18 protein-coding genes are annotated in these 18,380 nt (G+C 63.8%); 12 read left to right on the top strand and 6 right to left on the bottom strand.

Annotated elements, in window-relative coordinates:
- Nucleotide 1: 1 nt before the first annotated feature.
- From FVW59_RS08360 to slmA, 3 genes are all read left to right on the top strand, one after another.
- Nucleotides 2-2,458: a phosphomannomutase/phosphoglucomutase gene (locus tag FVW59_RS08360; RefSeq protein ID WP_148063797.1), complete on the top strand. Its 2,457-nt coding sequence runs from the start codon at nucleotides 2-4 to the stop codon at nucleotides 2,456-2,458.
- A 36-nt stretch (nucleotides 2,459-2,494) separates the two neighbouring features.
- Nucleotides 2,495-3,397 (top strand): acetylglutamate kinase, encoded by a 903-nt coding sequence (gene argB, locus FVW59_RS08355; protein WP_148063796.1) that lies wholly within the window; start codon nucleotides 2,495-2,497, stop codon nucleotides 3,395-3,397.
- A 106-nt stretch (nucleotides 3,398-3,503) separates the two neighbouring features.
- Complete coding sequence (gene slmA, locus FVW59_RS08350; protein WP_148063795.1) at nucleotides 3,504-4,145, top strand: nucleoid occlusion factor SlmA; 642 nt, start codon at nucleotides 3,504-3,506, stop codon at nucleotides 4,143-4,145.
- On the opposite strand, the gene FVW59_RS08345 is transcribed toward slmA, so the two are convergent.
- Both FVW59_RS08345 and pyrE read right to left on the bottom strand, forming a co-directional pair.
- On the bottom strand, nucleotides 4,146-4,772 hold the full coding sequence (locus FVW59_RS08345; RefSeq protein WP_148063794.1) for a hypothetical protein: 627 nt from the start codon (nucleotides 4,770-4,772) through the stop codon (nucleotides 4,146-4,148).
- Nucleotides 4,773-4,816: 44 nt separating this feature from the next.
- Entirely contained in the window at nucleotides 4,817-5,464 is a 648-nt protein-coding gene (gene pyrE / locus FVW59_RS08340; protein WP_148063793.1) for an orotate phosphoribosyltransferase, read from the bottom strand.
- 226 nt (nucleotides 5,465-5,690) lie between these two features.
- Between pyrE and FVW59_RS08335 the strand changes: the two genes are divergently transcribed.
- Nucleotides 5,691-6,464 carry an exodeoxyribonuclease III gene (locus tag FVW59_RS08335; protein WP_148063792.1) on the top strand — a complete coding sequence of 258 codons (774 nt, stop codon included), beginning with the start codon at nucleotides 5,691-5,693 and terminating at the stop codon, nucleotides 6,462-6,464.
- A gap of 1 nt (nucleotide 6,465) precedes the next feature.
- Here the strand turns inward: FVW59_RS08335 and rph are convergent, their stop codons facing one another.
- Nucleotides 6,466-7,188, bottom strand: a complete 723-nt coding sequence (gene rph, locus FVW59_RS08330; protein ID WP_148063791.1) for a ribonuclease PH — start codon at nucleotides 7,186-7,188, stop codon at nucleotides 6,466-6,468.
- Between the two features lie 116 nt (nucleotides 7,189-7,304).
- Between rph and FVW59_RS08325 the strand changes: the two genes are divergently transcribed.
- From FVW59_RS08325 to FVW59_RS08305, 5 genes are all read left to right on the top strand, one after another.
- Nucleotides 7,305-8,189: a YicC/YloC family endoribonuclease gene (locus FVW59_RS08325; protein ID WP_246139678.1), complete on the top strand. Its 885-nt coding sequence runs from the start codon at nucleotides 7,305-7,307 to the stop codon at nucleotides 8,187-8,189.
- A gap of 93 nt (nucleotides 8,190-8,282) precedes the next feature.
- Entirely contained in the window at nucleotides 8,283-8,900 is a 618-nt protein-coding gene (gene gmk / locus FVW59_RS08320; RefSeq protein ID WP_148063790.1) for a guanylate kinase, read from the top strand.
- Between the two features lie 199 nt (nucleotides 8,901-9,099).
- Complete coding sequence (gene rpoZ, locus FVW59_RS08315; RefSeq protein ID WP_148063789.1) at nucleotides 9,100-9,360, top strand: DNA-directed RNA polymerase subunit omega; 261 nt, start codon at nucleotides 9,100-9,102, stop codon at nucleotides 9,358-9,360.
- A 39-nt stretch (nucleotides 9,361-9,399) separates the two neighbouring features.
- Nucleotides 9,400-11,529, top strand: a complete 2,130-nt coding sequence (gene spoT / locus FVW59_RS08310) for a bifunctional GTP diphosphokinase/guanosine-3',5'-bis pyrophosphate 3'-pyrophosphohydrolase (protein WP_148063788.1) — start codon at nucleotides 9,400-9,402, stop codon at nucleotides 11,527-11,529.
- A gap of 23 nt (nucleotides 11,530-11,552) precedes the next feature.
- Complete coding sequence (locus tag FVW59_RS08305) at nucleotides 11,553-11,936, top strand: RidA family protein (RefSeq protein ID WP_148063787.1); 384 nt, start codon at nucleotides 11,553-11,555, stop codon at nucleotides 11,934-11,936.
- 16 nt (nucleotides 11,937-11,952) lie between these two features.
- Here FVW59_RS08305 and FVW59_RS08300 read toward each other — a convergent pair whose 3' ends face one another.
- Nucleotides 11,953-12,843, bottom strand: coding sequence for an NAD(P)H-binding protein (locus FVW59_RS08300; protein WP_148063786.1), 891 nt, complete (start codon nucleotides 12,841-12,843; stop codon nucleotides 11,953-11,955).
- 98 nt (nucleotides 12,844-12,941) lie between these two features.
- On the opposite strand from FVW59_RS08300, the gene recG reads away from it, so the two are divergent.
- Nucleotides 12,942-15,029, top strand: a complete 2,088-nt coding sequence (gene recG / locus FVW59_RS08295; RefSeq protein ID WP_148063785.1) for an ATP-dependent DNA helicase RecG — start codon at nucleotides 12,942-12,944, stop codon at nucleotides 15,027-15,029.
- 99 nt (nucleotides 15,030-15,128) lie between these two features.
- Nucleotides 15,129-15,581: an SRPBCC family protein gene (locus tag FVW59_RS08290; protein WP_148063784.1), complete on the top strand. Its 453-nt coding sequence runs from the start codon at nucleotides 15,129-15,131 to the stop codon at nucleotides 15,579-15,581.
- A gap of 10 nt (nucleotides 15,582-15,591) precedes the next feature.
- On the opposite strand, the gene FVW59_RS08285 is transcribed toward FVW59_RS08290, so the two are convergent.
- Together FVW59_RS08285 and FVW59_RS08280 are read right to left on the bottom strand one after the other, a co-directional pair.
- A complete protein-coding gene (locus FVW59_RS08285) occupies nucleotides 15,592-16,152 on the bottom strand; it encodes a DUF1415 domain-containing protein (protein WP_148063783.1) in 561 nt (186 codons plus the stop codon).
- Nucleotides 16,152-17,522, bottom strand: coding sequence for an FAD-dependent oxidoreductase (locus FVW59_RS08280; protein ID WP_148063782.1), 1,371 nt, complete (start codon nucleotides 17,520-17,522; stop codon nucleotides 16,152-16,154). Before FVW59_RS08280 ends, FVW59_RS08285 begins: the two co-directional genes overlap by 1 nt.
- Nucleotides 17,523-17,754: 232 nt before the next feature.
- Here FVW59_RS08280 and FVW59_RS08275 point away from each other — a divergent pair, with 232 nt between their 5' ends.
- Nucleotides 17,755-18,378 carry a chorismate--pyruvate lyase family protein gene (locus tag FVW59_RS08275; protein ID WP_187275819.1) on the top strand — a complete coding sequence of 208 codons (624 nt, stop codon included), beginning with the start codon at nucleotides 17,755-17,757 and terminating at the stop codon, nucleotides 18,376-18,378.
- The last annotated feature ends 2 nt before the right edge of the window (nucleotides 18,379-18,380 follow it).

The following is an 18,380-nucleotide window of genomic DNA, read 5'->3' as shown; positions in this document are numbered from 1 at the left end:
AATGTTCCGCAACAAACAACAGGCCTCCACGGATCCGGAGCCGGCCACCAGGCCTGGTGGGTTGCGCCCACTGGTCGGCGGCGCCCTCTGCGCCGCACTACTGCTGGCAGCGGGCCTCGGCTGGCTGCTCACGGTCTACCAGCCGGCGCAAATTGCCCGGCAGGCAGGGCAACTGAGTCAGTTACAGGCCGAGCAGGCGGCCGCCCAACTGAGCCGGGGCCTGCAACAGTTCCAGCAACGCCTGGCGGGCACCGTTACCGCACTGCCTCCGAGTATCGGCGAGACCGCGCCGGACCTGGATGCGCTGGAGAAGACACTGCGGCAGAGTTTCCCCGAGTCGCGCGGCGTGCGCCTGCTGCCGCTGCCGCAACTGCAGTCCAGCAACTATTCCCTGAGCGCACTGGGCCTGCGCAACCATATCGAAGTGGACCTGTTGCGCCGGGCCAGCGCCAGCGAAGCACCGGCGCTGGAGTCCTACAAGGCCGGCGAGCTGTGGCTGACCAGTCTCGCCCAGTTGGTGCAATTGCCGGGCACTACCGGTATTCCGGCCGTGGCCCTGCTCTCTTTCCCCAACCATTCGGTGATGCAGTATCTACCCACCGGCGGCCAGGGCGGGCGCTACGATTTGCAGCAGCAATTCACCGACAATCGCGGTCACGACCACCTGATCAGCATTGCCACCAGTGGCGATGCCGGGAACTCAGTTGCCGGGCTTGCCGGCACCGCCACGGTAGAGGGAACCCCCTGGCGGGTAGTGTTCACACCCGGTACCGAACTTCTCGCCGCTATCGAGCCAGATCGCTTCCCCTATCTCCTGGTCGCCGCCGTGGCGCTGCTCGGTGGACTGTTGGGCGCGGCGGCTACCGCGTGGATAGCCCGCAACAATGCCGGCTTACGCTCTCACCTGCGCAGGACCCACACCGCCGGGAAAGCCCGTGCAGAAAGTGCAGACCCCGCTCACGCAATAGACGCTGGCGAGCACGACGAGCCCGAGCGCAGCTTGCTCTACCAGGACAACAATTTTATCGACGAGGACATCGGAGAGCTTGAACTGGGCCTTGACCTCGACGCCGGCGACCACTTCCCGGGCCACATCTTCCGCGCCTACGATATACGCGGCAATGCAGATACCGAGCTGACTGATGACCTGGTGCAGCGTATCGCAACCGCCCTCGCCGCCTCCCTGCAGGAGGGCGGGCAGTCACAGGTGATCGTCGCCAGCGATGGCCGCCTGTCCAGTCCCCGTATTCGCGGCCAGTTGATCAACTCGCTGCTGGACGGCGGCCTCGCGGTCATCGACATCGGCATTATCCCCACCCCCATGGTGTACTTCGCCACTCATCACCTGGACATCCCCTCGGCGGTCATGGTGACCGGTAGCCACAACCCGGCCGGGGACAACGGCATGAAAATTGTCATGGAGGGGAAAACCATCGGCGCCGGCCGTATCGAAGCGTTGCGCCAGGGCATTCTGGCTGGTCAGAGCGGGGAGCCGGGCGGCGAGCGGGGGAAGCTGACCGACCTGGATGTCAGTGCCGCTTATCTGGAGCGCATCGCCGGCGACGTGGCCATACCGGCCCCTCTCAAGCTGGTGGTGGACGCCGGCAATGGCGCCACCGCGAAAATTGCGCCGGCCCTGTTCCGCGAACTCAACTGCGAAGTGGTTCCCCTTCACTGCGAGCTGGACGGCCGTTTTCCCAATCACCCGCCGGACACCAGTGACGAGCGCAACCTCGCCGACCTGGTGCAGGCGGTGCAGGACCGGGGCGCGGACTTTGGCGTTGCCTTCGACGGCGACGGTGACCGGGTGGCAGTGGTGACCGGCAGCGGGAAGATCGTGCGCGCCGACGAACTGCTGATGCTGCTGGCGACCGATGTCGTGGCCCGCAACCCCGGCGCCGATGTGATATTCGATGTAAAATGCAGCCGCCACCTGGCCCGACTCATCACCGAACTGGGCGGCCGCCCGGTGATGTGGAAAACCGGCCACGCCTACATGAAAGAGAAAATGGCCGAGACAGGCGCCCTGCTGGGCGGCGAGTTCAGCGGTCACATCTTCTTCGGTGAGCGCTGGTACGGCCACGACGACGGCCTCTACGCGGCCGCCCGCCTCGCCGAGCTCTGCGCCAACCAGGACACCAGCCTGGACGAGTTACTGGAGCAACTACCGCGGTCGGTGAGCACGCCGGAACTGCGCATCCCGGTGGCGGAATCGGAGAAATTCGCCGTCATCAAGCGCCTGGCCGAACAGGCCGATTTCGGTGCTGGCAAGGTGACCAGCCTGGACGGGCTGCGGGTGGATTTCCACGCCGGCTGGGGTCTGTTGCGCGCCTCCAACACCGAGGCGGCGCTGACCGCCCGTTTCGAGGGCGACACGCAGGAACAGCTGGAAGACATCATGGCGACTTTCCGCGAGCAGTTGGCCCGCGTTGCGCCGGCACTGCAAAACCCGTTTTAACCACCGGGCCCGACACTGGCCCACAAAGGAAGTACTATGTCACTGAACCGCGAGTCCGCCCTACAGATTGCCCGGGTACTGACCGAGGCCCTGCCCTATATCCAGAATTTCAACGGCCGCACGGTGGTAGTCAAGTTTGGCGGGAACGCCATGGTCGACCCCCAGTTGCACGAGAGTTTCGCCCGCGATGTCGTGCTGATGAAACTGGTGGGCATGAATCCCGTGGTGGTGCACGGCGGCGGCCCCCAGATCGGCGCCCTGCTGGAGAAGCTCAATATTCACACCGAGTTCGTCAACGGCATGCGGGTGACCGATGCCCAGACCATGGACGTAGTGGAAATGGTACTGGGCGGCAGCGTGAACAAGGAGATTGTATCTTCCATCAGCCGCAGTGGCGGCAAGGCCATCGGCGTCACCGGCAAAGACGGCGGCCTGATCCGCGCCCGCAAGCTCAAGGTCAATCGCTACAGCCCAGAGCTGGGCGCCTCGGAAATCATCGATATCGGCCATGTCGGGGAAGTCGACAAAATCGATGTCGGTGTACTGAACGTGATCCTCGGCAGCGATTTCATCCCCGTGATCGCCCCTATCGGGGTCGATGCCGAGGGCAACACCTACAACATCAACGCCGATCTCGTGGCAGGCAAAATCGCCCAGGTGATGCAGGCGGAAAAGCTGATGCTGCTGACTAACGTCGCCGGGGTGCTGGACGGCGAGGGGCGCATTCTCACCGGCCTCACTACCGAACGGGTCGATGAGCTGATTGCCGATGGCACCATCAGTGGCGGCATGTTGCCCAAGGTCGCCTGCGCCCTGGACGCGGTCAAGGCAGGGGTATCCAGCGCCCACATTATCGACGGTCGCGTTCCCCATGCAGTCCTGCTGGAGATTTTCACCGACGTCGGCATCGGCACCCTGATTTCCAACCGCCGCAACTGATCGAGGCCACCATAGACCAAATAAAAGCACTGGCAGGTCCGGCTTTTATTGCAGGGGCCTGAGCTTGTCGCTAGCATAACTGGGTGGCGGCCCTTCTGTGAGCGCAATGTCCCCTAGAAAATCACAACGTCGGCAGCAGATTCTCGAAGCCCTGGCGCAAATGCTCGAGGCCAACCCGGGCAACCGGATTACCACAGCCGGGTTGGCGCGCCAGGTGGGGGTATCCGAGGCAGCGCTATACCGCCACTTCCCCAGTAAGTCGAAGATGTTTGAAGGGTTGATCGAGTTTATCGAGGACACCCTGTTCTCCCGCATCAACCTGATTCTTGCGGAAGAGCCGAGCGCCGCCCGTCGTTGCGAAAAGATGCTCAGCCTGCTGCTGGCCTTCACCGAGCGCAACCCCGGCATCACCCGCATACTCACCGGCGACGCGCTGGCGGGGGAAACCGAGCGCCTGCATGTGCGCGTGGCCCAGCTATACGATCGCTACGAAACCCAGCTGCGGCAGGTGATACGCGAGGCGGAATTGCGCGAGGGCCTGCGCCCCACCATCCCCCTCAACCAGGCGGCCAACCTGCTGATGGCCGCGGCCGAGGGGCGCATCTCCCAGTTCGTGCGCAGCGGCTTCAGCCGCTCTCCTACAGACGGCTGGAGCGAGCAGTGGGATTTGTTGATGGCCGGTTTTTTCCGCGAAGCGATCACTCGTGCAGCAACACAACCGGCTGGCAGCTTTGCCAGCCAGAGCTGATCACAACTCGCCGCGCTCGCGCTGCTGGCGCAACTTCACCAGATCCAGAATTTCCTCGAAGCGCGCAATATCCCGCTCATAGCTGGCGGCAACTGCGTCGAGCTCAACTCGCCGCTGGCCAATGCGCTGCTCATTGCCGGCAAGCTCCTCCTGCAGGTTGTCGATTTCTTCCAGCAGTTTGTCGTCGGCTTCCACTCCGCGGCGTTCCGCGTCCGCCGCCTCGGACTGGTAACTGGCCAGGCTCTGGTTGAGCGTGATGCGGTTGCTTTCGAGAATGCGGATACGGATTTTCAGTTCATCGAGCGCGCGATCCCGGGCGGCCTCGATGTCCTCCACCGAGCTGTAGCGCAACAGCAGGTTGCGGTCGTATTCTTTCGCTTCCCGGGCCGCCGCCTCCGCTTCCGCCACCTCGCGGGCTTCTTCGTCGGTGCGCCGGGGAGGGATGACCTCGAGCACCTTGCCCTTGCTGCTGAGCACTTCGTAGCCCTTGCTGACGAACTCGCTGGGCACTTTGTCGTCGATCACGACATTACCCTCGGCATTGGTGTAGCGGTAGAGCCGCTCTCCGGCACTGACCGGCAGCGCCAGGGCGGCGAACAACAGGAGTGTGCGGGGGATTGTCTTCATCCCTGCACTATAGATTTCCCCAGGGTTGCGCTCAAGCCCGTTGTTCAGGCGACGCCGTAGTGCTCCCGGTAATCGCGCATGGCAGCCAGGGCCCCGGCCGAATCTCCACCCTGGTTTTCCAGATACTCGATGATGTGCGCCATATCGATAATGCTCAGCACCGGCACGGCATGGGCCTGCTCGATTTCCTGGATTGCCGACAGTTCCCCGGCGCCGCGCTCCTGGCGATTGAGGCCAATGGCGACGCCGGCGAGGGAAGCGCCGGCGGACTCGATCATCTCAATGACTTCCCGCACGGCGGTACCGGCGGTAATCACATCGTCGATGACCAGCACGCGCCCCTTGAGTGGCGCGCCGACCAACACCCCGCCTTCACCGTGTGTTTTGGCTTCCTTGCGATTGTAGGCAAAAGGCACGTCGCGACCGTGCTGATCGGCCAGCGCCACGGCGGTGGCCGCCGCCAGCGGAATACCCTTGTAGGCCGGCCCCAGCAAGACATCGAACTCGAGACCCGAATCGACGATGCGCTGGGCGTAGCAACGACCCAGCGCCGCCAGTGCGCGGCCACTGTCGAAAGCCCCGGCATTGAAAAAGTAAGGGCTGACCCGTCCAGATTTGAGTGTGAATTCGCCGAACTTCAGTACTTCGTACTGGCGGGCCAACTCTATAAACTCGATCTGGTATGGGTGCATGGAAGGCGCTTCCTGTGTGAGCCGGACTGTTCCCAGCCGGGCTGGTTTTGTGTATAAGAGATTCTGAATTCAAATAACAATGAGCCCGGCAGAAAGCGGGCTAACAGTGTCTTTCCTGCCACTCGCGGCCGTCTCCGGGCCCGTGTGAGGATATGAATGCGCCCGCAGAGTATTCTGAATTGACAGGCTCAGGTATCATACACCCTCTATAAACAAGGGGCCATGAATGAGGATTATCAGTTTCAGCGCCGACGGCATCAAGAACGCTGCCGATCGGGGGTTTTACGACTGGCTGAAAGAGCAGGATGCGGAGTTTGTTTGCATTCAGGATTTGCAATGCAGCGAATACGACCTGCAGGACAATCTGTATTTCCCCCCTGAGTACAACGCCTACTTTTTTGACGACGTCGGCGGCAAGGCCAACGGTGTGGCCATCTACACCCGGCAGCTGCCCAAGGCCATCATGACCGGACTCGGCTTCTCCGATTTCGACATGGAGGGCCGCTACATCCAGGCGGACTTCGAAAACCTGAGCGTCGGCTGCCTGCTGGCCCCCCGGGCCGAACCGGGCAACGCCGATCAGCTGGCGCGCAAATCCGAGTTCTTCAGCCTGCTGCAGAACCACCTGCTGAAAATCCGCAACAAGCGGCGCGAATTCATTATCTGCGGCAACTGGCACATCGCCCACACCGCCGCTGACGTGCAGGATACCGAGCGCAATTCCAGTATCCCCGGCTTTCTCGCCGAGGAGCGCCAGTGGATGGACGAACTGATCGAAGCGGGTTACGTGGACGCCTTCCGCGAAATCAACTCCGACCGCGACGAGTTCAGCTGGTGGCCGGAAGGCGATCGCGACAGCAACGGCATGCGCACCGATTTCCAGATTGTCTCCAAGGGGCTGAAGTACAGTGTCGACTACGGCGCCCTGTACAAGGCGCGGGAGTTTTCCAACCACGCGCCGGTCATCATGGACTACGACATCGAGCCCAGCGGCAGCTGATTTAGCCCTCCGCCAGTGCCGCTCTCTGGGCGGCAACCAGTTCCGAGACCCCACCGGCTGCCAAGTCCAGCATGACATTGAGTTCATCGCGGGCGAATGGCGCGCCCTCGGCAGTGCCCTGAACCTCGATGAATCCTCCATCCTCGCCCATGATCACATTCATATCGGTATCGGCAGCAGCGTCTTCCGGGTAATCCAGGTCCAGCACCGGCACTCCCCTGTATACCCCCACCGACACCGAGGCAATCATTTGCTTGAGCGGGTCAGTGACAATCAGTTTTTTGCGCTGTAGATAATTGAGGGCATCCACCAGGGCCACGCAGGCGCCAGTGATGGATGCGGTGCGCGTGCCGCCATCCGCCTGGATTACATCGCAATCGATGGTAATGGTGTGCTCCCCCAGCCTTTTCAGATCCACCGCCGCCCGCAGCGAGCGCCCAATCAGGCGCTGGATCTCCACCGTGCGCCCGCCCTGCTTGCCGCGCGCGGCCTCGCGATCCATACGGCTGCCGGTAGAGCGGGGCAGCATGCCGTATTCCGCAGTGACCCAGCCACTGCCGCTGCCGCGCAGGAAACGCGGTACGCCCTCATTTACCGATGCGGTACAGATCACACGGGTGTTGCCGAAACTGACCAGCACCGAACCCTCTGCATGGCAGGTGAAATGGCGGGTAATGGTGATGTCGCGCAGTTGGTTTGGCGCACGGCCGCTGGGACGTTGCATGAAAATCTCCTGTCTGCTGGCGCGCCAGTATACGGCAGTGGCCGGTGCGATGCAGGACGGGCCCTCCGCTGTGAGCCCGGCGGGCAAGCTGCTACACTCGGGAGCCGCGTCGACCAGTGAATTGCCTCGCCATGATCCACAGCATGACCGCCTTCGCCAGGGAGAGCCTGGCCACCGAGCAGGGCAACTTGACCCTCGAGCTGCGCAGCGTCAACCACCGCTATCTCGACTGCCATTTCAAGATTCCGGACTCCCTGCGAGAACTGGAAGGGCGCTTCCGCGAGCAGGCGTCCAAAAGCCTCTCGCGGGGCAAGCTTGACTGTCTGCTGCGCCTGCAACAACAGGGCGATACCGCCGCAGGGCCGCTGGTGATCGACGAAGCCCGGCTCGGCGAAGTGCTTAAAGCCGCCAACCTGGTGGCCCGGCACTCTGCCAGCACGCAGCCGCTCGATCCGCTACAGGTGCTGCAATTCCCCGGTGTTTGCGCCAGCCGCGCCGACAGCGAGGAAGTCCTGCAGAGCGCCGCCGCCAAACTGTTCGCCAAAGCCCTCGACACACTGAAGGAAAACCGCGCCCGCGAGGGCGAAAAGCTGGCCGCCCTGATCCTTGAACGCCTGGACCAGGTGGAAGCAGAGGTCGCCAGCACCCGCGAGCGACTGCCCGCACTGCTCAAGCAGCAGCGGGACCGGGTGATCGCCCGCATCGAGGACCTGGACCTGGAAGCCGACCCGGCACGCCTGGAACAGGAACTGGTTTACATGGCCCAGAAGGCCGACGTGGACGAGGAACTCGACCGCCTCGACACCCACATACAGGAGGTCAGACGCACCCTGAAGAAGGGCGGGCCCTGTGGTCGCCGGCTGGACTTCCTGATGCAGGAGTTCAATCGCGAGGCCAACACCCTGTCCTCCAAGTCGACCGCCAGCAGCACCACCGCCAGCGCCGTGGAACTCAAGGTGCTGATCGAACAGATGCGGGAGCAGATCCAGAATATCGAGTAGCGCACACAACGGCCCGGCGCTGCCCCGGACGGCAACATTAAGGGTACAATTGCCCCCCTTGTCACCTCCAAACCAGCAGGACACACCGGCCCCATGACCGCAGCAGGCACTCTCTATACCGTTTCCGCCCCCAGCGGAGCCGGCAAAACCAGTCTGGTAAAAGCCCTGGTGGAACGCTGCGAGAACCTCCAGGTATCGGTATCCCACACCACCCGCCCGATTCGCCCCGGGGAGACCGACGGCGTCAACTACCACTTCGTCAGTGAAGCCGAATTCAGCGCCATGCTGGGGCAGGCGGCCTTTCTGGAGCACGCCCGGGTGTTCGGCAACTTCTACGGCACCTCCCAGCACTGGGTGGAGCAGCAACTGGCCGCCGGCATCGACGTTATCCTGGAGATCGACTGGCAGGGCGCGGAACAGGTCAAACATCTGCTGCCGCAAACCCGCGCCATCTTCATCCTGCCACCGTCCCGGGAAACCCTGGAGCAGCGCCTGACGAACCGCGGCCAGGACGAGCGCAGCATCATCGAATCGCGCATGGCCGAAGCCGTGCAGGAAATGTCCCACTATATCGAGTCGGACTTCCTGGTGGTCAATCAGGATTTCGACACCGCCCTCGCCGAACTGGGCGCCATTGTCACCAGCCAGCGTCTGCGCACCCCGCGCCAGGCCGTGCACCTGACGGCCATGCTGGACAATCTCCTCAACTGAGCCGCGGCATTATTCACGGCGTTGCGGGCTGGACGGACACCCCGGTGACCGCGTTATAATTGCCGGTCCTCCGGAGTGGTCACAACGGCCCGGCCCGCGAGTCTGCCAGCCCAGGCTGCGCACAATGAACCCGGTTTACAACCCGTCGACCTGCGGCATCGGCTGCGGGCGGCACAGAACTGCATGGAAACCCGAACGCATGGCACGTGTAACTGTTGAAGATTGCCTGGAAAACGTAGCTAACCGCTTTGAACTGGTGATGGTTGCCAGCAAACGCGCCCGTCAGATCGCTACCGGCGGCAAAGACCCCCTGGTCGAGGAAGAATCCGACAAGCCCACCGTTATCGCCCTGCGCGAAATTGCTGAAGGCCTGGTTAGCCCCGACATCCTGCTGCGTGAAGACGAGATGGATGCGGAAGACGAACTGGCCGAGGTCATGGAGGCCAGCGAGTCGCTGTAATTATGGGGGGCGTCTCTGGTAGCCAACGCGTATTTCACTATGCAAACCATTGATGCCCTCGACTCCACGCTCCGCAGCTACCTGAACCCGGAACAGACCCAGCAGGTACGCCGCGCCTATTACTTCGCCGAGCAGGCCCATCACGGGCAGCTGCGCCGCAGCGGCGAACCCTATGTGACCCACCCCCTGGCCGTGGCCGGGATTCTCGCTGACATGCACATGGACCATCAAAGCCTGATGGCCGCCATGCTGCACGACGTCATTGAAGACACCGGTATCGACAAATCCGCCATCGGCAGCCAGTTCGGTTCCACCGTGGCCGAACTGGTGGACGGGGTCAGCAAGCTGACCCAGATGGAGTTCGACTCGCTGGCAGAGAAACAAGCGGAGAACTTCCAGAAAATGGCCCTGGCCATGGCCCGGGACATCCGCGTGATCCTGGTAAAACTGGCCGACCGCCTGCACAACATGCGCACCCTCGGCGTGTTGCGCCGCGACAAGGCCCGCCGCATCGCCCGCGAAACCCTGGAAATCTACGCCCCCATCGCCATGCGCCTGGGCATGAACACCGTGCGCATGGAATTCGAAGACCTCGGCTTTCGCGCCCTCCACCCGATGCGCGCCAGTCGTATCGAAGCGGCCCGCCGCGCCTCCCGCGGGCACCGCAAGGAACTGGTGGAGAAGATTCGCCACCAGGTCGAGGCGGCGCTGGAGCAGGAGGGCCACGACTGCGAGGTGATCGGCCGTGAGAAGCACCTCTACTCCATCTACAAGAAGATGAAGTCGAAGAAGAAGTCCTTCTCGGAAATCATGGATATCTACGCCTTCCGCATCATCGTCGACTCGGTAGACACCTGCTACCGGGTACTGGGCTGTGTGCACAGCCTGTACAAGCCGGTGCCGGGGGAGTTCAAGGATTACATCGCCATTCCCAAGGCCAACGGCTACCAGAGCCTGCACACCGTGCTGATGGGGATGCACGGGGTGCCGATCGAGATCCAGATCCGCACCCTGGAAATGGAAGAGATGGCCAACAACGGCATCGCCGCCCACTGGCTGTACAAGAGCGAGGGCCAGAGCGCCAACGCCAGCCACGCCCGCGCCCGGGAGTGGGTGCAGGGCCTGCTGGAAATGCAGCAGCGGGCGGGCAACTCGCTGGAGTTTATCGAGAGCGTCAAGATCGACCTGTTCCCGGACGAGATCTACGTGTTCACCCCCAAAGGAGGCATTCTCGAATTGCCCCGGGGCGCCACCGCCGTGGATTTCGCCTACGCCGTACACACCGATGTCGGCAACAGCTGTGTGGCCTGCCGCATCAACCGCCGCCTGGCGCCGCTGTCCGAGCCCCTGCAGAGTGGCCAGACGGTGGAGATTCTCACCGCCCCGGGCGCCCGCCCCAACCCCAGCTGGTTTAACTACGCAGTGACCGCCAAGGCGCGCACCAATATCCGTCACTTCCTCAAGCACCAGACCCGTGACGACTCCGTCGCCCTGGGCCGGCGCCTGCTGGAAAAGGCGCTCACCGGCTCTGGCTCCGGTCTCGAGCAGCTCGGCGAGGAACGCGTCAATGACTATCTCGCGCGCCACGGTTACGACGAACTGAACGACCTGCTGGACGACATCGCCCGCGGCAACCGCCTGCCACCGATCACCGCCCAGCAGTTGCTCGGTGAATCCGACACTGCGCACGCCTCCCCCGACCTGGCGCGCGCCGACCACGACGGACAGTCCCTCGCCATCCGCGGTACCGAGGGTTTCATGGTGAGCTACGCCAAGTGCTGCCACCCCATTCCCGGCGACCCGATCGAAGGTTACCTGAGCTCCGAGAAAGGCGTGGTGGTACATCGGGAAAGCTGCAAGAACCTGGCCGAAATGCGCGAGAATCGCGAGCGCCTGGTGGCCTTGCGCTGGGCCGACGAGGTGGAGGGAGAGTACCTTTCCCACCTGCGCATCGAGGTTGAAAACCGCCGCGGCATGATCGCCGTGCTGGCCACCCGCATCAACAGCATGGGCGTGAACATCGAGCGCATCGCCACCGAAGACAAGGACTACCAGTTCACCTTTGTCGACCTGGAAGTGCTGGTCGGCAACCGGGTACACCTGGCCGACATCATGCGGCGACTGCGCAACCACAGCTCAGTCCGTCGCGTTACCCGCATCAAGAATTAACCCCCAGCGCAGGAGCCCTTACCGTGACCAATCGCGCCATTATTTCCACCCCCCATGCACCGGCGGCCATCGGTCCCTACTCCCAGGCCGTCAAAGTCGGGAACACTGTGTGGCTGTCCGGGCAAATCGCGCTGGTGCCGGAGACCATGGAAGTCGTCGAAGGGGGCGTTGAGGCCCAGGCCCACCAGGTGTTCAGGAACCTGGCCGCCGTCGCCGAAGCCGCCGGTGGCAGCCTCAACCACGCGGTGAAGCTGAACATCTCCCTCACCGACATGAACGACTTTGCCGCGGTCAATGCCGTGATGGCCGAATATCTGCAGGAACCCTACCCGGCCCGCGCCTGCGTCGAGGTGGCCGGCCTGCCCAAGGGTGTCGCCATCGAAGTGGAAGCCATCCTCGCGGTCTGAGGCGGAAGCGCCCCGCTCAATCGCCACCCTCGCCGCTGGCGCGCTGCGCCAGCACAGCAGCGTAACCGCTGCGATAGCCCGGATACCGAAGCTGAAAGCCGCTATCGCGCAGGGCGCGGTTGCGGCAGCGCTTGTGGGCCTGAGGCGGTGCTTTCACCAACTGCGCGCTTTCCCGCGGTACCCCAAGCTGCCCCGCCAGCCACTGCTCGACCTCGGCCTGCGGCGCCGGTTGATCGTCACAGGCGAGGTAGACAGGCGCCAGTTGTTTATTCCCTGCGGCCTGCAATAGCAAATGGGCGAGAAAGCCCGCCACATCGTCGCGGTGAATACGGTTGCTGTAACGCGTCGGTTGCGGCGCACAGAGTTCACCACTGGCAATGCGCGTCAACAGGCGCCCCTGCGGGTCGCCGTAGATACCGGCGCAGCGCACTGTCGCGGCGTTGCAGCCAGCGCCCAGCAACAGCTGTTCTGCCTGGATGATCGCCTGTGCGCACGGATCTTGGGTGGTAAGCGGCGAGTGCTCGTCCACCCAGCCGCCGTGCTGCTCGGCATAGACACGGGTGCTGCTCACCATGAGCAGCGCCCGGGGGCGGTGGTTGCCGAGCCCGCGCAACAGATTTCGCGTGGCTTCGGTAAATCCGGCAATGTAGCCGGGCTCTCCTTTGCCAACCGGTTTCAGGGTGGTGACGATGTAGTCGGGAGCCAGCCCGGCCAGAAAATCCAGGCTGCCGGGGCGGGTGTAATCCACAGCCGGCCCGCGCAGCGCGTCTGGCAGCCGCTGCGGACTGCGGCACAGGCCGGTAACCTGCCACTGCGGCAGGGCCGCAGCCAGCCGCAGCCCGAGGTCACCGCAGCCGAGTACCACCAGGGATTTGCCTGTAATTGAGCGTTCACTGTCGGGGCTCACTCTGGGTACACTCCATCCTCACGGACACAACAGCCCGGCATAATGACCTCCACAACCCGCTCCCGCAAGGCAGCCACAATCTACCACCCCACTACGTCATGTGCCGGCGGGTGCCTGCGGTGGTAATCGATGTTCTTACCCAACCCCTCCAGAGCCTGCGCGGCGTGGGACCGAAGCTCGCCGGCAAACTGTCGGACTACGGCGTACACCGGGTTGAGGATCTGCTGTTCCACCTGCCCCTGCGCTACCAGGATCGCACCCGTGTCACCGCCATCGCCGCGCTCCAGGCCAATACCGACGCTGTCATCGAAGTGGAAGTGCGTGCCGCCGATATCGTATTTGGCCGCCGCCGCAGTCTGGTGGCGCGGGTACAGGACGGCAGTGGCACCCTGACGCTGCGCTTTTTCCACTTCAGCGCAGCGCAGAAGAACAACCTGCGGGCAGGCAGTCGCCTGCGCTGCTATGGCAATGTGCGCCGCGGCTGCAGCGGGCTGGAAATGTATCACCCTGAATACCGCCAGCTGGAGGAGGGGGAGTCCGTCAACGAAGACCGCCTGACCCCGATTTACCCCACCACCACCGGCATCGGCCAGAACCAGTGGCGCAAGCTGTGCGAACAGGCGCTGGCGCTGCTTCAGCGCGCGGCGCCACAGGATTTGCTGCCGCCGCAGCACGCTCACGGCTTTGGTCTGGTTGCCGCCCTGCGCTACCTGCACAACCCGCCGCCGGATGCGCCTCTGGAGCAATTGCAGGCCGGCCGTCACCCGGCGCAACTGCGCCTGGCACTGGAGGAACTGGTGGCGCACCACCTCGCCCTGTTGCGCCTGCGGGAACAACAGCTGAGCGTTCAATCACCGGCGCTGCCACCACAGGAGCAGGCGCAGCGGCAACTGTTGCAGGCCCTGCCCTTTCGCCCTACCGCAGCCCAGCGGCGGGTCATTGCCGAAATCGCTGCGGATCTGGCCCGCCGGCAACCGATGCTGCGCCTGCTACAGGGCGATGTCGGTTCGGGTAAAACCCTGGTGGCCGCCTGTGCCGCCCTGCAGGCGATCAGCAACGGCTACCAGGTGGCGATCATGGCGCCCACCGAAATCCTCGCCGAGCAGCACCGGCAGAACTTCAGCGGATGGCTCGCCGGGCTCGGCATTGAACCCGTACTGTTGACTGGCAAAACGCGCGCCAAAGCGCGCCGCGAGACCCTCGCGGCACTGGCCAGCGGCGACCTGCAACTGCTGGTGGGCACCCACGCCCTGTTCCAGGCGGATGTGGAGTTCCACCGCCTGGGGCTGGTGATCGTCGACGAACAGCATCGCTTCGGCGTGCACCAGCGCCTGGCCCTGACCGAAAAGGCCAGCGGCCGCAGTGGCCGGCCCCACCAGCTCGTCATGACCGCCACCCCCATCCCCCGCACCCTGTCCATGGTCGCCTACGCCGACCTGGACTGCTCGGTGATTGATGAATTGCCACCGGGCCGCCAGCCGGTGACGACGGTGTTGATCGACGCCGCGCGGCGGGAGCAAGTAGTGGAGCGGGTGGCGGCGGCCTGCGCCGACGGGCGCCAGGCCTACTGGGTGTGCACGCTGGTGGAAGAGAGCGATGTCCTGCAGGCGCAGGCGGCGGAATCCACCGCCCAGGAGCTGGCAGAGGCCCTGCCCGAGCTGCGGGTGGGCCTGATTCACGGCAGACTGAAGGCGGCAGAAAAGGAAGCCGTGATGGCGGCTTTTAAAGCCGGCGAACTGCAGCTGCTGGTCGCCACCACCGTGATAGAGGTGGGTGTCGATGTGCCCAACGCCAGCCTGATGGTGATCGAGAACCCCGAACGCCTGGGCCTCGCCCAGCTGCACCAGCTGCGTGGCCGGGTCGGTCGCGGCCAGGCCGCCAGCCACTGTGTACTGCTGTACCAGAGCCCCCTGTCACAGAACGGCAGGGAGCGCCTCGCCGCCATGCGCGAGAGTAACGACGGCTTTTACATCGCCGAGAAGGACCTCGCCCTGCGCGGCCCCGGTGAAGTGCTGGGCACACGCCAGACGGGCGACATGAGCTTCCGCATTGCCGACCTCAGCGTGCATGAAGACCTGCTGGATGAAGCGCGCACCGCCGGCGAGGCGCTGGCCCGGGACCGCCACACCGAAGCGGAACTCATTCGTCGCTGGACCGGGGAAAAGCAGCGCTTCGCCAGTGTGTAGGATGCCGGGGAGAAACGGCGCAGCGCAGTGTCGATTGCCGGGTGGGCGATACGACTAATGTGAGCTATACCCCATTGGCAACAAAACGGAGCTCACACCATGCCACATACCATACGCTTACATCGCATCCTGCAGGCCACCCCCGACCGCGTCTACCGCGCCTTTATCGACCCGGACGCCATGTGCAAGTGGCTGCCGCCCAATGGCTTCACCGGCAAAGTTCACCACATGGACGCCCGGGTGGGCGGTACCTACCGGATGTCATTCACCAATTTCAGCACCGGGAGCAGCCACGCCTTTGGCGGCACATTTCACGAACTGGTGCCGGGAAAGCGGATTCGCTATTCCGACCAGTTCGAAGACCCCAACCTCCCCGGCGAGCTTGATGTGACGGTGGTCATTGAAGCCGTCTCCTGCGGCACGCAACTGCGGGTCACCCAGGAAGGCGTACCCGACATGATTCCGGAGGAGGCCTGCTACCTCGGCTGGCAGGAATCACTGGCGCTGCTGGCCAAACTGGTGGAACCCGAGATTCCGGACGGTCCCGGCTGAACCGGAAAGACTAGTCGAAGAGGGCCTGCCAACGCGTTTCGAGAGTCTCCCGGCCCAGCGCGTTCAGGTGCTCGACATTGGCCCCGGGAATCGCCTCGGGGTCCGGGTGGCCGGTCACCAGCCGGGTGACCATGGCTTCGCGCAGCAGGTGTATCGTCGGCCAGGGAGAGCGGTTGCTGAAATGGCTGGCGGCACTTTCCGCCTCTCCCTCGAAACAGTAATCGGGGTGGAAGCTGGCCAGCTGCACAACGCCGTCCAGACCCGCCTGTTCCAGCAGGAACTGGGCTTCGTCGAGAAAATCCAGGTAGTCGTCAAAGCTCGCCAGCGCACGGGGGAAAACCAGCAGCGTGGTGGCAATTTCTGCTTCCGGCGTGGATTGCAGCTTATCGAGTTCCTGCAGGAAGGCGCGCTGCAACGCGGCGCGCTCTGCTGCGGTGGAGACAGAGATCCGCAGCGCCGGTGAATCGAGCAGGGGGCGGGCAAAGGGGCAGAGATTCAGCCCCACCACGAACTCGGCAAGCCACGCCCGGGTCTGCCTTTCGACAGCGCCGGGCACGGGCGGCGGCGACATCAGCCGAGAATAGCCGGCAGTTCCTTCTGCAGCTCCAGCTTGGCCCTGGTCGCTTCGCCGGTGAGGGCGAAACCGAGCAGGGCACCACCGGCGTCGCGGAATTCCGCCCGCACATTGTTGCCATCCGCATCGATTTTCCAGTCACCGGCAACTCCGACAGCCGGGGGCGCCACCACCACCGGACAGGCCGGGGTTTTAATGGTGACCGGCATGGCCGGGTAGGCCACCTCGGTGGGTTGTCCGGCGAGGGTCTTGCCGAGGGCTTTGGCGGCCGCCATCAGGGGCGCCACATACACCAGCACCTGCCCGTCCACTTCGGCGCAATCACCCAGTGCGTAAACATTGGGGGCGCTGGTTTCCAGCAGGCGATTGGTGACCACACCGCGGTTGGTGTTGATACCGGAAGCCTGGGCCAGGTCAATGCGCGGGCGCACGCCCACGGCGGACACTACAAGATCCGCGGCAATGGTCTGGCCATTGTTCAAGGTGACCACGACTCCCTTGTCGGCCTTGTTCACTTCAGTCACCAACGGGCCAAAGTGGAATTTGGCGCCCTTGGCTTCCAGCGCCGCCTGTACGGCCTTGCCGGCGGATTCCGGCAGCAGGGTGGGCAGGCAGTAACCCAGCGGATCGACCGTTTCCACTTCGAAGCCACCATTGAGCAGGTCGTTGGTGAATTCACAGCCGATCAGGCCGCCGCCGATGATGCAGACTTTCTTCACGTCGTTCTTCTGCACCGCGGTGCGGAAGTCGTCGTAGTCCAGCAGGTCGTTGACGGAGTACACCTTCTCCAGGCCGTCGCCACCGATGGGGGGCTGGATCACCTGGGCGCCCAGCGCCAGTACCAGCTTGCCGTAGTGGATGGCGGTCTGTGCGTCGCCCACCTTGATCATCTGGTTGGCGGTGTCGATCTCACTGACGTGAGTCATGGTCCATACGCTGGCCTTGAGCTGTTTGGCCATGCTGCCGGCGTCGGACTGGGCCAGGTCACTGGCGGTGGTGTTCTTGGTGTAGCCAGTGGACAGCATCGGCTTGGAGTAGGCGCGGCCGTCGTCGGAAGTGATCAGGATCAACGGTGTCACATCGTCATTCTTGCGAAACTCGCGAGCAAGGTTGTAACCCGCCAGGCCGGTGCCGAGAATCACAACGGGCGGTCTCACCGCGTCGGCGACCGGCTCCTCGTGATGGGGCGTGTCATCCACGACAGATTCCTCGAGCAGCTCGAAGTCTTCCTTGCCGACACCGCAGTCGGGGCAGAGCCAGTCCTCGGGCACATCCTCCCACCTGGTCCCGGGTGCGATGCCATCGTCGGGCCATCCCTCCTTCTCGTCGTAGATCAGGCCGCAGACAATACATTCCCACTTGCTCATACTGAAAACTCGCTCTGGTTTGCCGCGAAAAGCGCCGTACGTGGGCGTTTCCGCTAAAAATTAGAGACGCACACTATAGGGTTGTGTGAAAAATGTGCAAGAGCCACAAGCGCCACCCGCTGGCCGCCCGGTTGCATATATACGACCCCGCGCGGATAAATCCTGTGCAACCGCCCTTGCACCGACTGCGGCGATATCGCATGCTCGCCCTGCATTTTTACCGGACCGCACTGTGCCAGGACTTCTCCTGCCCCCGCAGGCCGAGCCGCGGTGGCGGCCTGCCGGACGCATTCCCAATTACCGCCTGGGCCACCGGGAGCGCACCTGGCTGCTGGACGACAGCTCCCTCACCCGCCGCATTGTCGCCAATAATCCGGGCCATTTCCGGGTGCAGCGATTGCGCCAGGAATGGGTGACCCCGCTGCCCAGCGAGCGCCGCCTGCTCGACATCCCCCTGCGCCAGCGCGCCCTGGTACGGGAGGTGATTCTGCAGGTAGATGACGTGCCCCTGGTCTTCGCCCGCAGCCTGTTCCCCGTGTCCAGCCTGACCGGCGAACTGCGCCACCTGCGCCAGCTGCGCAACCGGCCGCTGGGCGCCATTCTGTTCCGCATGCCGGGTATGCAGCGCAGCCCCTTTGAAGTGGCACGGATTGATGGCAACAGCAGCTACCTGCCGCACTCCCTGCAGCAGCCAGCCAGCGCCTGGGGGCGCCGCTCCTGCTTCGACATTGGGGGCCGCCAGTTGCTGGTGAGTGAAGTCTTTCTGCAGGCCTTCCGGCCGTGGCCGGCGGAGTTGCCGGTGCACCGCAGCCAGCACGGCAAGGTCAACGCTGCAATCCTGCGGTCAAAACAGTAAGC

It is taken from the genome of Parahaliea aestuarii (assembly GCF_008064635.1).
GTDB classification, from domain to species: domain Bacteria; phylum Pseudomonadota; class Gammaproteobacteria; order Pseudomonadales; family Halieaceae; genus Parahaliea; species Parahaliea aestuarii.
The sequence above is the reverse complement of the archived record's forward strand: the minus strand, read 5'-3'. Positions and strand labels throughout refer to the sequence as shown.

What these genes read in the sequence shown, in the direction of transcription:
- FVW59_RS08280 (WP_148063782.1), bottom strand. Translation starts at nt 17,522, where the DNA reads ATGAGCAAGTGGGAATGTATTGTCTGCGGCCTGATCTACGACGAGAAG.
- slmA (WP_148063795.1), top strand. Translation starts at nt 3,504, where the DNA reads ATGTCCCCTAGAAAATCACAACGTCGGCAGCAGATTCTCGAAGCCCTG.
- rph (WP_148063791.1), bottom strand. Translation starts at nt 7,188, where the DNA reads ATGCAACGTCCCAGCGGCCGTGCGCCAAACCAACTGCGCGACATCACC.
- rpoZ (WP_148063789.1), top strand. Translation starts at nt 9,100, where the DNA reads ATGGCACGTGTAACTGTTGAAGATTGCCTGGAAAACGTAGCTAACCGC.
- spoT (WP_148063788.1), top strand. Translation starts at nt 9,400, where the DNA reads ATGCAAACCATTGATGCCCTCGACTCCACGCTCCGCAGCTACCTGAAC.
- FVW59_RS08360 (WP_148063797.1), top strand. Translation starts at nt 2, where the DNA reads ATGTTCCGCAACAAACAACAGGCCTCCACGGATCCGGAGCCGGCCACC.
- FVW59_RS08335 (WP_148063792.1), top strand. Translation starts at nt 5,691, where the DNA reads ATGAGGATTATCAGTTTCAGCGCCGACGGCATCAAGAACGCTGCCGAT.
- recG (WP_148063785.1), top strand. Translation starts at nt 12,942, where the DNA reads ATGTGCCGGCGGGTGCCTGCGGTGGTAATCGATGTTCTTACCCAACCC.
- gmk (WP_148063790.1), top strand. Translation starts at nt 8,283, where the DNA reads ATGACCGCAGCAGGCACTCTCTATACCGTTTCCGCCCCCAGCGGAGCC.
- FVW59_RS08290 (WP_148063784.1), top strand. Translation starts at nt 15,129, where the DNA reads ATGCCACATACCATACGCTTACATCGCATCCTGCAGGCCACCCCCGAC.
- FVW59_RS08345 (WP_148063794.1), bottom strand. Translation starts at nt 4,772, where the DNA reads ATGAAGACAATCCCCCGCACACTCCTGTTGTTCGCCGCCCTGGCGCTG.
- FVW59_RS08285 (WP_148063783.1), bottom strand. Translation starts at nt 16,152, where the DNA reads ATGTCGCCGCCGCCCGTGCCCGGCGCTGTCGAAAGGCAGACCCGGGCG.
- argB (WP_148063796.1), top strand. Translation starts at nt 2,495, where the DNA reads ATGTCACTGAACCGCGAGTCCGCCCTACAGATTGCCCGGGTACTGACC.
- pyrE (WP_148063793.1), bottom strand. Translation starts at nt 5,464, where the DNA reads ATGCACCCATACCAGATCGAGTTTATAGAGTTGGCCCGCCAGTACGAA.